The 13,482-nt window shown below is 70.0% G+C and carries 12 protein-coding genes; 7 read left to right on the top strand and 5 right to left on the bottom strand.

Annotation, left to right across the window (positions count from 1 at the left end):
• Position 1 precedes the first annotated feature (1 nt).
• Positions 2-1,930, bottom strand: coding sequence for a serine/threonine protein kinase (locus U9J66_RS10645; protein WP_326337607.1), 1,929 nt, complete (start codon positions 1,928-1,930; stop codon positions 2-4).
• A gap of 43 nt (positions 1,931-1,973) precedes the next feature.
• Positions 1,974-3,698 carry a serine/threonine-protein kinase gene (locus U9J66_RS10640; RefSeq protein ID WP_326337606.1) on the bottom strand — a complete coding sequence of 575 codons (1,725 nt, stop codon included), beginning with the start codon at positions 3,696-3,698 and terminating at the stop codon, positions 1,974-1,976.
• Between the two features lie 177 nt (positions 3,699-3,875).
• Here U9J66_RS10640 and U9J66_RS10635 point away from each other — a divergent pair, with 177 nt between their 5' ends.
• The 5 genes from U9J66_RS10635 to U9J66_RS10615 all read left to right on the top strand — a co-directional run bounded on the left by U9J66_RS10635 (position 3,876) and on the right by U9J66_RS10615 (position 6,894).
• Complete coding sequence (locus U9J66_RS10635) at positions 3,876-4,253, top strand: DUF3054 domain-containing protein (protein WP_014910708.1); 378 nt, start codon at positions 3,876-3,878, stop codon at positions 4,251-4,253.
• Between the two features lie 47 nt (positions 4,254-4,300).
• Entirely contained in the window at positions 4,301-4,681 is a 381-nt protein-coding gene (locus U9J66_RS10630; protein ID WP_017533421.1) for a hypothetical protein, read from the top strand.
• A gap of 80 nt (positions 4,682-4,761) precedes the next feature.
• Complete coding sequence (locus U9J66_RS10625) at positions 4,762-5,463, top strand: TrmH family RNA methyltransferase (RefSeq protein WP_017533420.1); 702 nt, start codon at positions 4,762-4,764, stop codon at positions 5,461-5,463.
• A gap of 61 nt (positions 5,464-5,524) precedes the next feature.
• Positions 5,525-6,160, top strand: a complete 636-nt coding sequence (locus U9J66_RS10620; RefSeq protein WP_326337605.1) for a GNAT family N-acetyltransferase — start codon at positions 5,525-5,527, stop codon at positions 6,158-6,160.
• A gap of 98 nt (positions 6,161-6,258) precedes the next feature.
• Positions 6,259-6,894 carry a GNAT family N-acetyltransferase gene (locus tag U9J66_RS10615; RefSeq protein ID WP_326337604.1) on the top strand — a complete coding sequence of 212 codons (636 nt, stop codon included), beginning with the start codon at positions 6,259-6,261 and terminating at the stop codon, positions 6,892-6,894.
• 61 nt (positions 6,895-6,955) lie between these two features.
• Here U9J66_RS10615 and U9J66_RS10610 read toward each other — a convergent pair whose 3' ends face one another.
• From U9J66_RS10610 to U9J66_RS10600, 3 genes are read right to left on the bottom strand one after another with little or no spacing between them, the layout of a single operon-like run.
• On the bottom strand, positions 6,956-7,702 hold the full coding sequence (locus tag U9J66_RS10610; RefSeq protein ID WP_326337603.1) for a succinate dehydrogenase/fumarate reductase iron-sulfur subunit: 747 nt from the start codon (positions 7,700-7,702) through the stop codon (positions 6,956-6,958).
• Positions 7,699-9,645, bottom strand: coding sequence for a fumarate reductase/succinate dehydrogenase flavoprotein subunit (locus U9J66_RS10605; protein WP_014913164.1), 1,947 nt, complete (start codon positions 9,643-9,645; stop codon positions 7,699-7,701). Before U9J66_RS10605 ends, U9J66_RS10610 begins: the two co-directional genes overlap by 4 nt.
• The gene (locus U9J66_RS10600; RefSeq protein WP_161112347.1) at positions 9,646-10,296 is read right to left on the bottom strand and encodes a succinate dehydrogenase cytochrome b subunit; all 651 of its coding nucleotides are present in this window, start codon (positions 10,294-10,296) and stop codon (positions 9,646-9,648) included.
• Positions 10,297-10,427: 131 nt separating this feature from the next.
• Here U9J66_RS10600 and U9J66_RS10595 point away from each other — a divergent pair, with 131 nt between their 5' ends.
• On the top strand, positions 10,428-11,402 hold the full coding sequence (locus U9J66_RS10595) for a LysR substrate-binding domain-containing protein (RefSeq protein ID WP_014913455.1): 975 nt from the start codon (positions 10,428-10,430) through the stop codon (positions 11,400-11,402).
• A gap of 122 nt (positions 11,403-11,524) precedes the next feature.
• Entirely contained in the window at positions 11,525-13,267 is a 1,743-nt protein-coding gene (locus U9J66_RS10590; protein WP_014908669.1) for a glycosyl transferase group 1 family protein, read from the top strand.
• The last annotated feature ends 215 nt before the right edge of the window (positions 13,268-13,482 follow it).

Below are 13,482 nucleotides of genomic sequence, written 5' to 3'. Positions count from 1 at the left end.
GTCAGAAACCGGGCGAGGGCCGATCGGGCAGGATCTCCGCCTCGTCGGGAACGTAGATCTCGCGGGCCTCGCCGAAGTCGAAGTCGCGGACCTCGGTCATGGCCACGTCCGGATGGTCGGGGTTGTCGGGGACCCAGAGCGTGGAGCCGGCGAAGCGCAGCGGGTAGCCCTCGTCGTCGATCCACAGATCGAAGCTCATGGACTCGCCGTCGGAGTGTTCCAGGCCGGTCCGCTGGGTGACGGTCCCGCTGTAGTGGTGTCCGTCGGTCTCCTCGAAGCCCTCCAGCCACCGGCTGACGCCACCGTCGACGAACTCCTGTTCGTGGGGGACCCGGCTTCGCCCCTGATACTCGATCTCCGCGTCCGGTTCCAGGATCCACGCCAGACCCCAGCCCAGCTCCTCCATGGGGTCCCACTCGCCGGTGGGGTTCCCCTCCTGCCGGTAATAGTCGGGGTCCTCCTCCGATTCGAGTTGGGCCATGGGGACCAGCCCGAACACCTGGTTCTCCAGATCGTCGCCGTAGCGGAGGTTGAGTCCGATCCCGGCCAGGTCGTAGGTCCGCTTCTGGAAGACGCGCACCGGATCCCCGCTGTACTCGACGACGGAGGCCACCGGATGGCCTCGTTCCTGGTCGGCGTGGGAGTCTGACCGGTACAGGAGGTCCGGCGCCCCCTCCATCAGCTCGATCGCCTCGGCGACCACCGCCGTACCGTCCTCGGGGACGCTCTGGACCAGCGGGGCCCCATTCTCCACCGTGCCGGAATCCCCTCCCGAACCGTTCCCGCCATCGTCTTCGTCGGCACCGCTCCCCCAGGGCAGGCCGTCGGTCGAGGAGGAGCCCTCTCCTCCGACGCGATCGACCACGAGCAGACCGCCGATCAGCGCGACCACCAGCGCGGCGGCCCCGGCGGACAGGAGCAGGACACGGCGTGGACCGCGCACCCGGCGGGTCCCCGGATCGCTCACCTCGGTCCATTCGGTGGCCAGCAGTTCGGGCACGATCTCCGTGGGACGCGCGTCCGTCCCCGACTCCCCCGCACCGTCGGGCGGTGGCGCCCCGGCCGGCATGATCCGGGTCGCCGACCAGCCACGGGTCAGCTCCATCAGGGCCTCATCGGCACGAGGGCGACCGCCCGGGTCCTTGGAGAGCGAGCGGCCCACCAGGGACATCAGGTGCTCGGGCACCCCGTCCAGGTCGGGCTCCTCGTACCTGCTGCGATGGATGACCCCGTCCACGGCGCCCTTGCCGAACGGGTCCCTCCCGGTCGCGGCGAGGGCCACCAGACCGCCCCAGGCGAACATGTCGGAGTAACCGGTCGCGTCGGCCCCCTCGTACTGCTCGGGAGAGACCCAGCCCGGTGTCCCGTGCAGGCCGCCGGTGGCGGTGAGCACGGTACCGTCGGCGGCTCGGGCGATCCCGAAGTCCAGCACCTTCGGGCCGTCCGGGGCCAGGATCACGTTGCCCGGTTTCAGGTCACGATGCACCACGCCGGCGGTGTGGATCGCGGTCAGCGCCTCGGCCAGGCCGACCGCGAACGCGGTGAGCATGCCCCCGGTCAACGGACCGTTCCGCTTCACGTGCTGCCGCAGGGTCAGACCCGGGACGTACTCGGTGGCCATCCACGGGGCGGCGGCCTCGGTATCGGCGCCGAGGAAGGCCGGGGCGCAGGTGGCGCGGACCCGGGAGACCAGGCCGACCTCACGGGCGAAGCGGGCCCGGAACTCGGGATCGGCCGCGAACTGTGCGTGGACCACCTTGACCGCGGCGGCCGAACCGGCGTCGGTGACACCGGCGTAGACCGCGCCCATGCCGCCCGCGCCGATCCGCCCGACCACCCGGTAGTCGCCGAGCCGTTCGGGGTCGCCTCGCCCGGGCGGGTCCACACCGGGCGGCAGGCGGTCGTGCGAGAAGGGGGCGTTGGGGGGCATCTGCGTTTCCTGTCGAGGTCGGGGATATCGAGGTGGGGCGGGGTCAGCCGTTCGAGAGAAGGTCCTTGTTGGGGCCGTAGACACAACCGTTCGTCGGCGAGCCCCCCGAGAGGGTCGCGTCGAAGGGGGTGGGCTCCTCCGGATCGGGGACGCCGTAGGATTCGCTCATTCCGGCGCCGCGCCAGAGGTAGCAGAGCCCTCCCGGGTACCCGACCTCCGGCCGGGTACCGCCGTGGGCCACTTCGCCGGGGACGTAGTAGACGGCGAAGACGTCGTCCCTCTCCGAGGCGTTGCCGCCGGTCACGAAGACGAGTGAGAACTCGGCGGTCGGTTCCTCCGGGGAGAGGACGGCCAGGGTTCCGCCGCTGTTCGCCGGCACGGTCGTCAGATGCGTGTCCTCGGGTTCGATCCGTTCGACCATCGCGAAGTCGTTGCTGTGGATCCGGAGTTCCCCGAAGTCCAGGAGGTACTCGGCCGTGACGGTGATGGTCGGGCTCATGTTGTACGACCAGGTGTGCTCGCTCATGTCGAGCCGGACCTGGTCCAGAGCATCCCCGCCCCCGTCCGACCCGATCGTGCGGACGAGCGTGTCACCGGCGTTCTCGTCCGGGGCCACGGTCACGATCCCGTTCTCGTACAGGTCGCGGTACTCCTCGGGGACGTCGGCGGGTATCGATCCGCCTCCGCCGGCCCCACCCACCGGTTCCCCCTCGGCCCCGGTCCCACCGGCGACATTCCCGGTCGCGCCGTCACCGGCGAGACGCCCCTCGGCCAGGGCCCACAGTCCGACCCCCGCCACCAGGGCGAGCGTCAGCCCCGCCGCCCCCAGGGACAGCGCCCTCCGGTGGCGGCGCGGCCAGGAGCGACGGGGCGGGGCGTACCCGCTCCACGCCTCGGCGCTCTCCGCCAAGGCCCGGGGCGCACCGGTGAACGTCCCCCCAACGGGTTCGATCGCGGCCACGGCCTCGGCGGCGGTGGGGCGCCGGCCGGGATCCTTGTCCAGGGCCCGCTCCAGAAGACCGCGCAGGGGTTCCGCGACCCCGACCAGGGAGGGCGGCTCCGACAGGACCCGGGCGGCCACCACATCGGAGGTCCCCTCCCCGAAGGGCCCGTTGCCGGTCGCCGCGTAGGCGACCAGCCCGGCCCAGGCGAACACGTCGGAGCGTTCGGTGGCCTCAGCGCCTCCGTACTGTTCCGGGGAGATCCAGCCCGGGGTCCCCACCAGACCGCCGGTCCGGGTCAGGGCGCTCTCCTCCGCCGCCCGGGCGATCCCGAAGTCCAGCACCTTCGGCCCCTCCGGAGACAGGATCACGTTGCCCGGCTTCAGGTCACGGTGCACCACCCCCGCCGCGTGGACGGCGACCAGCGCCTCGGCCACGCCCCGCGCGAAGACGCTCACGTCCATGCCCCGGAGCGGCCCGTGCTCGCGTACATGATGATCGAGGGTGGGACCGGGGACGTACTCGGTGGCCATCCAGGGCAGGTCGGCCCTGGTGTCGGCGCCCAGGAAGGCCGGAACGCTCTTCGCCCGGACCCGGCGCACCAGCCGCACCTCCCGGGCGAACCGCGCGCGGAACTCCCGATCGGCCGCGTGGGAACGGTGGACGCACTTGACGGCCGCCCGACGGTCGTTCCCGTCCACCGCCGCGTACACCACCCCCATGCCGCCCGAGCCGAGTCGGCCGAACAGCCGGAAGGGGCCCAGGTGGGAGGGGTCTCCTGGGACGAGGGGCAGGACACCGCTCGGGAGGGGGGACGTCGAAGTCATGGAAGGGGGCGTTCCCGGATCTGAGGGGGAAGGGCTGAGAAGGGCTACGGGGTTCCGAGGCCCGTCCTCTGGGACGCCCTTTCCCCCTGTACGGTTCTCTCTCGGACGGCGGCCGGGCCCGCGCCCGGACCCCCGCCCCTCCTTCAGGGGTACGGGAGACGGGTCTAGCCTGGGACTATGCGTTCGTATGCGGTGCCGCTCGCCTTGGCGGCCGACCTGGTCTGCGTGCTCGTCTTCGTCGTGGTGGGCAAGGCCGACCACGAGACCGGCCTGACGCCGACCGCCGTGCTCGGGACGGCGTGGCCGTTCCTGGTCGCGCTCGCCCTCGGGTGGGCGGCCACCCTCGCCTGGCGCTCCCCCGCCCGGCTCTGGCCGACCGGGGTGCTCGTGTGGGCGGTGACCGTCGTGGGCGCGATGCCGCTGCGGCTGCTCTCCGGGGAGGGCGCCCCGTTCTCCTTCGTCCTGGTGACCTCGCTGTTCCTGGCCGCGACGATGCTCGGTTGGCGGGCCATCGCCCTCCTGGTGTCGCGAAAGGGGCGACGGACCCCGGCCTGAGGGGAAGACTGGGGACGACAGAACCCCACGAACAAGGAGCCCCCCCCATGTCGGACCCCGTCATCCTCTCCATCGCCACCGCCGTCGCCACCGGAGTCGCCACCAAGCTCGGTGAGGGGGCCAACGCCCTTCTCGGAAAGCTCGCCCAGGCGCTGACCCGGCGCTTCGTCCAGGACCCCGAGGCCCAGAGCGCGCTTGTGAGCGCCCGCTTCGAGGGGCCCGAACGGCCACAGGCCATCGAGGTCGTGGCCGAACGTCTGGAGCGGGCCGAGGAGGAGGACCCCGAGATCCGCGAGCTCGTGGGTCGGCTTCGCGCGGAGGCGACCCGAGAGAGCGATGATTCCGTCGGCAACGTGATCGAGGGGAACGTGTCCGGTGACGCCAGGGTCATCATGGGCCGGGACTTCAACGGGGACATCCGGCTCTGAGCCGGCCGGGGCCCGTGCGCCGACGCGGGCCCCGGACCGTCCGGGGAATCCGGTGGGGGGCCGTTCATAAGCTGGAGTCGATGAACGAGCACCCCGCCGCCGAGGCCGCACCGACAGTGATCCCCGTCGAGTCCACCGAGGGAATGGACGAGGCACGTGAGGTGGGTGTGGGCCCCTGGTCCGGCCCTTGGCCCGAAGGCGACCACTACGATCCCGAACTGCTCGCCGGAGGCGACCGGCGCAACGTGGTCGACCGGTACCGCTACTGGCGACGTGAGGCGATCATCGCCGACCTGGACACGGTCCGGCACGATTTCCACGTGGCGGTGGAGAACTGGTCGCACGATTTCAACATCGGATCGGTCGTGCGCACCGCCAACGCCTTCGGGTGCTCGGCGGTGCACATCGTGGGCAAGCGCCGGTGGAACCGTCGAGGCGCGATGGTGACCGACCGCTACCAACACGTGCACCACCACCCGGACACCGGTTCCCTGGTGGCCTGGGCGGCCGAACGGGATCTGGTGCTGATCGGGGTGGACAACCTTCCGGGCGCCGTCCCGTTGGAGACCTATCCCCTCCCCCGCAACGCCGTGCTGGTGTTCGGTCAGGAGGGCCCGGGGCTCTCCGAGGAGGTGCGCGAGGTGTGCGCGGCGGTGTTGTCGATCGCACAGTTCGGTTCGACACGGTCGATCAACGCAGGGGCGGCCGCGGCGGTGGCGATGCACGCCTGGGTGCGGGCCCACGTCTTCGCCCAGCCCGTTCCCGACGCGAGCACCACGTGAACACCGTGACCGCTTCGTGATCTACCATGAACGGAACCCACCTACCAGGAAGTAGCAAGCGATGAGTCCGACCGCCACCTCAGTTGCTCGCGCCGCCACGCTCGACGACGTCCCCGGCATCGCCCGGGTCCTCTCCCTCGCCCTCCACGACGACCCGCTCTTCCTGTGGCTCTTCCCCGACGAGGAGACCCGCATGGCCAAGGTGCGCCGTTTCTTCGCGCTGACCTCCGGGTTCGGCTACGTGCCCGCCGGGGACACCCGCGTGACCGAGCTCGCCGAGACCGAGGACTCCGCCCCGACCGTGCGCGCGGCCGCGCTCTGGGCCCCGCCCACCTCCAACCCGGAGGGTCCCCTGGTGTCGATGCGCACCTGGCCGCACTGGGGCGCCCTGATCGACCGGGCCAGGCTCACCGCCTTCATCCGCCTGTTCGCCGAATGGAAGATGGCCACCCCGCAGGAGCCGCACCTGTACCTGGCCGCTCTGGGCGTCGACCCGAGCGCCACCGACCTCGGACTGGGCCGTTCCCTGCTCGCCTCCGGGCTGGAGGAGGCCGACGCGCAGCGCCTCCCCGTGTTCACCCAGACCCTCGACGTCAAGAGCGTCGGCTTCTACGAGCGCTTCGGCTTCGAGGTCGTCCGCGAGGTCGAGCACGAGGGCGCCGGCACCAGCCACTTCCTCTTCCGCCCGGCCGCCTGACCCTTCCCGAGGCCGCCGCCCCTCGGCGGGAACGCCCGTTATGACGTTCCCGAACCCTAGTGTGGGCGGCGATGCCACCGAGAGAAGGAAACGGTTCGATGCACCCCACGGACACCCGGGAACGCTCGATACACGACGCCGGTATGGACGACGTCCCCGCGATCGCGCGCGTCCTGGGCAGGGCCTTCTACGACGACCCCCTGTACCGCTGGTTCTTCCCCGACGACGAGACCCGCATGGCCCGCTCGATCCGGATCAACGCCCTGCTGGCCGGTTTCGTCCACGTGCCCGCCGGGCAGGCCGAGGTGCTCCGGGTACGCGAGGGGGACCGGAGCGTGGTGCGCGGAGCGGCCCTGTGGACCCCTCCGGGCGCCGATGCCCAAGGGGTCGCCTCTCTGCTGCGGTCCCTGCCGCACTGGGCCGATCTCGTGGGCCCGAGGCGGGTCCCCCGGATCATGCGCTACTTCGCGCAGCTGAACCCGCCGGCCCCGAAGGAACCGCACTGGCACCTGGCGGTCCTGGGAACCGACCCCTCGGTCCAGGGCACCGGTGTGGGGACCCGCCTGCTGAGGTCGGGTCTCGACCGCGCCGACGCCGAGGGGGTCCCGGTCTCCCTGGAGACGATGAACCCGGCCAACATCGGCTACTACGAGCGGCACGGCTTCCACGTGTTCCACGTCCTGGAGGGCCCCGAGATCCCGACCACCCACTTCATGCTCCGTCCCGCCTCCTGAGAACGCGGAAGGGGCCGCCCCCCGATGGGAGGCGGCCCCTTCGTCGCGATCGGGCCCGGTACTAGCCGATGCCCTTGCTGAGGGAGCCCAGCAGGTCGCGGTTGAGCTGGGAGATCGTGTCCAGCGGGATGCCCTTGGGGCAGACCGCCGCGCACTCACCGATGTTCGTGCAGCCGCCGAAGTCCTCTTCGTCGTGCTGGTTGATCATCTTCACCACGCGCGAGGCCCGCTCCGGCTGCCCCTGCGGGAGCATGCCGAGGTGGGTGACCTTCGCGGCGGTGAACAGCATGCCGGAGGCGTTCGGGCAGGCCGCCACGCAGGCGCCACAGCCGATGCAGGTCGCGGCGTCGAACGCGCGGTCGGCGTCCGGCTTCGGGATCGGGTTGGCGTGGGCGTCCGGGGCGGTGCCCGTGGGCGCGCTGATGAAACCGCCGGACTGGATGATCCGGTCGAACGAGCCCCGGTCCACGACCAGGTCCTTCACGACGGGGAAGGCCTTGGCCCGCCACGGCTCCACCGTGATGGTGTCGCCGTCCTTGAAGCTGCGCATGTGCAGCTGGCAGGTGGTGGTGCGCTCGGGACCGTGGGCCTCACCATCGATCACGACACCACAGGCACCACAGATGCCCTCACGACAGTCGTGGTCGAAGGCGACCGGGTCCTCGTTCTCCAGAGTGAGCTTCTCGTTGAGAACGTCGAGCATCTCGAGGAAGGACATGTCCGGCGAGACGTCCGTGAGCTTGTACGTGACCATCCGGCCCTCGTCGTCACGGCCCTTCTGACGCCAAACGCGCAGGGTGATGTTCACTTGTAGCTCCGCTGCTTCATCTCGACGTACTCGTACTCCAAGGCTTCCTTGTGGAGCACGGGCTTGCTGTCAGTGCCACCGAACTCCCAGGCCGCGACGTAGGCGAACTCGTCGTCGTGACGCAGAGCCTCGCCGTCCTCGGTCTGGCTCTCGGCGCGGAAGTGACCACCGCAGGACTCACGGCGGTGCAGGGCGTCGATGCACATGAGCTCACCGAGCTCCAGGAAGTCGGCCACGCGGTTGGCCTTCTCCAGAGCCTGGTTGAACTCCTCGTTGGTGCCGAGGACCTTGACGTCGCGCCAGAACTCGGCCCGCAGCTCGCGGATGAGTCCGATGGCCTTGCGCAGGCCCTCCTCGTTGCGCTCCATGCCGCAGTAGTCCCACATGATGTGGCCGAGCTCCTTGTGGAAGGAGTCGACGGTGCGGGAACCGTTGATGGAGAGCAGCTTGTCGATACGAGAGGTGACCTGCTCCTTGGCCGCGGCGGCCTCGGGGTGGCTCTCGTCGACCTTCTCGAACGGACCGGCCGCCAGGTAGTCGTTGATGGTGTTCGGGAGGACGAAGTAGCCGTCCGCCAGACCCTGCATCAGCGCGCTGGCGCCCAGGCGGTTGGCGCCGTGGTCGGAGAAGTTGGCCTCACCGGTCACGAACAGACCCGGGATGGTGCTCTGGAGGTCGTAGTCGACCCACAGGCCGCCCATGGTGTAGTGCACGGCGGGGTAGATGCGCATCGGAACCTCGTACGGGTTCTCACCGGTGATGCGCTGGTACATGTCGAACAGGTTGCCGTACTTGGCCTCTACGGCGTCCCGTCCCATGCGCTCGATCGCGTCGGCGAAGTCGAGGTAGACGCCCAGACCGCCGGGACCGACACCGCGGCCCTCGTCACAGACGTTCTTCGCGGCGCGGGAGGCGATGTCACGCGGCACGAGGTTACCGAAGGACGGGTAGATGCGCTCCAGGTAGTAGTCGCGCTCGTCCTCGGGGATCTGACGCGGGTCGCGGTCGTCGCCACCCTGCTTGGGCACCCAGATACGACCGTCGTTGCGGAGCGACTCGCTCATCAGGGTCAGCTTGGACTGGTAGTCGCCGCTGACCGGGATGCAGGTCGGGTGGATCTGCGTGTAGCAGGGGTTGGCGAAGTAGGCGCCCTTGCGGTGCGCGCGCCAGGCGGCGGTGACGTTCGAGCCCATCGCGTTGGTCGACAGGAAGAACACGTTGCCGTAACCGCCGGTCGCCAGGACCACGGCGTCGGCGAAGTGCGTCTCGATCTCACCGGTGACCATGTCACGGGCGATGATGCCGCGCGCCTTGCCGTCGACGATGACCAGCTCGAGCATCTCGTGCCGGGTGTACATCTTGACGGTGCCGGCCGCGATCTGACGCTCCTGCGCCTGGTAGGCACCGATCAGCAGCTGCTGACCCGTCTGGCCCCGGGCGTAGAAGGTGCGGGAGACCTGCACGCCACCGAAGGAGCGGTTGTCGAGCAGACCGCCGTACTCACGGGCGAAGGGCACGCCCTGGGCGACGCACTGGTCGATGATCTCGACACTGGTCTGCGCGAGACGGTAGACGTTCGACTCGCGGGAGCGGAAGTCACCGCCCTTGACCGTGTCGTAGAACAGACGGTGGATGCTGTCGCCGTCGTTGCGGTAGTTCTTCGCGGCGTTGATGCCACCCTGCGCGGCGATGGAGTGCGCGCGACGCGGGCTGTCCTGGTAGCAGAACGAGGAGACCTGGTAGCCGGCCTCGCCCAGGGTCGCCGCGGCGGAGGCGCCGGCCAGGCCGGTGCCGACGATGATCACGGAGAGCTTGCGCCGGTTCGCGGGGTTGACCAGCTTGGCCGAGAAACGGCGCTCGTCCCAGCGCTCGTTGATCGGCCCCTCGGGGGCCTTCTCGTCCCGGATCGGGGCGCCCTCGGTGTAAAGGTCGATGTCAGACAATTAACTCACCAGTCCAAAGGTGACCGCCAGGGGCGGAAGCAGGAATCCGACGGTCACGACCAGCGCGATCGCCACGGCGACCGCGTTGATCCTGCCCTGGCGGGCGGCCGTGTTGAAGCCCAGGGTCGCCATGCCGCTCCAGATGCCGTGACGCAGGTGGAAGCCGACCGCGATGACCGCGGCGATGTAGAACAGGGTCACGTACCAGAACTCGGGCTGGAACCCGTTCACGAGCCGCTCGAACGGGCTGTCGGACTTGCCGCCGGGCGCGATGACGTTCACCGTCAGGTGCAGGATGTGGAAGATCACGAAGAGCGCGATCAGCACGCCGCCGTAACGCATGGTGTAGGAGGCGTAGGTGCGCTGCACCCGCTTCTTCACCACGTAACGCTGCTCGCGGGCGTTGCGCGCGCGGATGGTCAGAACCGCGGCGGAGTAGATGTGGATCAGGATGCTCGCCAGCAGGACGATCCGGAACACCCACAGGAAGCCGCTCTCCGGCAGGAGCGGGTAGCCGATCTCGCGGAGACCGTGAGCATAGCCGTCGAAGGCCTCCTGGCCCGCGAAGACTTTCAGGTTGCCGTACATGTGCGCGATCAAATACAGCACGAGGATCGCACCGGAGGCAGCCATTGCTGACTTGAGCGCCACCGTGGTCCCGTAGGCCGTAGACCGCTTCTTGGTCAAGGTACTGTTCGCCACAGCCTGCCACCCTAAATTCGAGGTAAGCCCGACGTCCAAGTCATCGGGCCCCTGGTGTCGATAGCCATAGGCTATGGATCATGCAGTTCCAACAGCTCGCGTACTTCGTGGCCGTGGCCCGTACGCGCCATTTCACCCGCGCAGCCGAGCTTTCACGCGTCGCGCAGCCGAGCTTGAGCAAACAGATCCGGAGCCTTGAGCGCGAGTTGGGCGCCCCGTTATTCAGTCGTGCCCGGGGGAACATCACACTCACACCGGCCGGTGAGGCGCTCCTTCCGCTCGCCCAACGCATCCTCACCGACCTGGAGACGGCCAGACGCGAGGTGGCCGAACTGGCCGGCGTACGGCGCGGCCGCGTCCGGTTGGGGGCCACCCCCTCCCTGTGCGCCGGACTGCTCGCCGACGTCCTCGCCGACTTCCATCAACGGTTCCCGGGGATCGAACTGCATGTGGAGGAGAGCGGCTCACGCGACCTCATCCGGAACCTGGGCCGGGGCGAACTGGACCTGGCCCTGATCATCCTGCCGCTGCACAGCAGCGACCCCGACTTCTCGACCACGCCGATACTGCGGGAGAACCTGGTGGTGGCGAGCTCGGCCACCCGCCCCTCCCCCAACCGGCGGGCCTCGATCAGGATCACCGAACTCCAGGGACGCCCGCTGGTGATGTTCCGTCGCGGATACGACGTCCGTGAGGCCACCATCCGCGCCTGCCGCGCGGCGGGCTTCGAACCGCAACTCGCCGTGGAGGGCGGCGAGATGGACGCCGTGCTGCGGTTCGTGGAGGCCGGCCTGGGGCTGGCCGTGGTCCCCAGCATGGTCCTGCGCAACCGCCCCGGCCTGCGCGGCACCCCGCTGTCCCGCCCCCGCCTCCTGCGCACCGTGGCCCTGGCACGACGCAAGGACGTGGAACCCTCCCACGCGGCGGACGCCTTCCGCCGCCACCTGAACGACTACCTTCTGGCGATGTCCCCGGAGGACCTGGGCCCCGACCTGGAGGTACTGCTCACCTCCGTCGACAGGCCGCGGCCGGACGATCGGCCCACCCTTTCCTGAGGTGCCCCTCTCGCCCGGAAAGCGGGGAACCTCCTTCGAACACCACCTCCCGACCCCGAACCCTTCCATGGGTGAATCTGGGCCCAACGTTCACCGTCCATAGAAGAACTCAGGGGCCGTCCATGGGAGTCTCAGCGATTCCACATAAGTACGTCGCGGTGGTGGCCGTCGGGATCGCCGCCCTCGCCATCGCCTTCAGCCCGCCCCGGATCGGCCTGGTCGTCGCCTTCATCGCTCTGTCCGGTGTCGTCCTCGCCGTCGGAGCCCTGCTGGAGCGTTCCCGCCGCGAATCCACCGCGCCGCTGCACGATCTGGGCGAGGCCGTCGAGCAGGTCGCCGCCACCCAGCACGAGGAGCGTCTGGCCGCCCGACACCGGGCCACCACGCTGGACGAGAGGCTCCAGGAGTACCGCGAGGCGATCGAACGCCCCGCCCCTCCGGTCCCGCCGCCGCCCGGGACCGTCCGGCTGCGCCGCGCCCAGGACCTGCTGTGGTGCGGATTCTCCAGCGAGGGCCTGGAGCGTCTGCGTTCGCTGGGCTCCGACATGGACGTCACCGAGTCGGTGCGCTCCGAATCCCACCGTTCGCTGGCCAACTGGTACACCGCCGCCGGGGAGGGCGCCCGCGCCCGCGAGCACGCCCACCTGGCCGACCTCGCCGCGCCCAGGATCTCCCGAGAGGCCACCGGCGTTCCCCGCCGTGTCGCCATGGGCCGCGATCGCACCCGACGCGACCGCCACTTCGACGTGGTCGTCCTCTCCGACTTCCGGCTGCCCGGAGGCAGTACGGGCAGCAACCTCCAGGAGATCACCGCCCAGCGCAGGGCCGGACTGCGCACCGGCCTGGTGCACCACCCGGTACGCTCACGCGGTCTCTCCGGAGGGGTGAACCCCAAGGTCCTCGCCGCCGTCGACGGAGACCTGGTCAGGTTCGTCGCCCCCGACGAGAGGATCACCTGTGACCTGCTCGTGGTCCGTGTCCCCAGGATCGGGGAGCGGATCATGGACGAGATGCCTCAGATCGAGGCGGAGCGCTCGATCGTCGTCCTCAACCAGACCCCGAACCGCTGCTACGGGGTCCCGGACTTCCGGGGCAACGAGGCCTGGAACGTGGCCCGGTGCGCGGCGGGGTTCGGGGAGATGCTCGGCGAGCACCGCTGGTACCCGATCAGTTCTCGCGTCCGTGAGGCCATGGAGGTCGAACACGCGGCGGAGATGGCCGAGGCGGCCTCGTGGGGGATCACCCTCGCCGACGAGGACTGGACCAACATCATCGACGCACCCGCCTGGCGGCGCGGCACCCGACGTTCCCCGGACGGCCGGGTCCTGCTGGGGCGCCACTCCCGCGATGACAAGGACAAGTGGCCCGACGACCCGAGGACGCTCCAGAGCGCCTATCCCGAGGAGCCGGGTTGGCAGACCCGGGTGCTGGGCGGGGCCTCCGTCCCTGAGCGGATGCTCGGCGATCTCCCGTCGAACTGGCAGGTGCACCCCTTCGACTCGGTCCCGGTCCGCGAGTTCCTGCACGGCCTGGACGTGTACGTGTACTTCACACGCAAGGGCCACCTGGAGCCGTTCGGGCGTTCTCCTCTGGAGGCCATCGCGGCGGGGGTCCCGACCCTGCTGCCGGAGTCGTTCCGTCCGGTCTTCGGTGACGCGGCCATCTACACCGACCCCGCGGGGGTGCGTGCCGAGGTGGACGCCCTGATGGCCGACGAGGCGCGCTACGCCCGCCAGGTCGCCCGCGGTCACGAGGTGGTCGAGCGGATGTTCGGCCACGACGCGCACCTGCGCCGTCTGGCGGAGATGGGCGTGCGGACGCCGGAGACGAGCGTGAGACCGTCACCGGTCGTACCCGTGTCCTGACCGCCGGGACGCACCGACCCCCTGGGGCGCACGGGAGAACCTCTCCCCCACCCCAGGGGGTCGGTGCACGCGGTCTCCTACCTCGCCCCGGGGGTCGAGGTAGGAGATCGTGTCACCCTTACACCCTGCCGGGGCTGAGGCCCGAAAGTGTTTGCTTTGCGCCTCCGCTTCGCTTCGGCGCGTGTTCGGGCGCCAAGGGAGGGAGCGTTCTTCAT

The sequence above is a fragment of the Nocardiopsis sp. LDBS1602 genome (genome assembly GCF_035818715.1).
In the GTDB taxonomy this organism is placed as follows: Bacteria; Actinomycetota; Actinomycetes; order Streptosporangiales; family Streptosporangiaceae; genus Nocardiopsis; species Nocardiopsis alba.
This window is presented reverse-complemented; position numbering and strand designations above follow the sequence as displayed.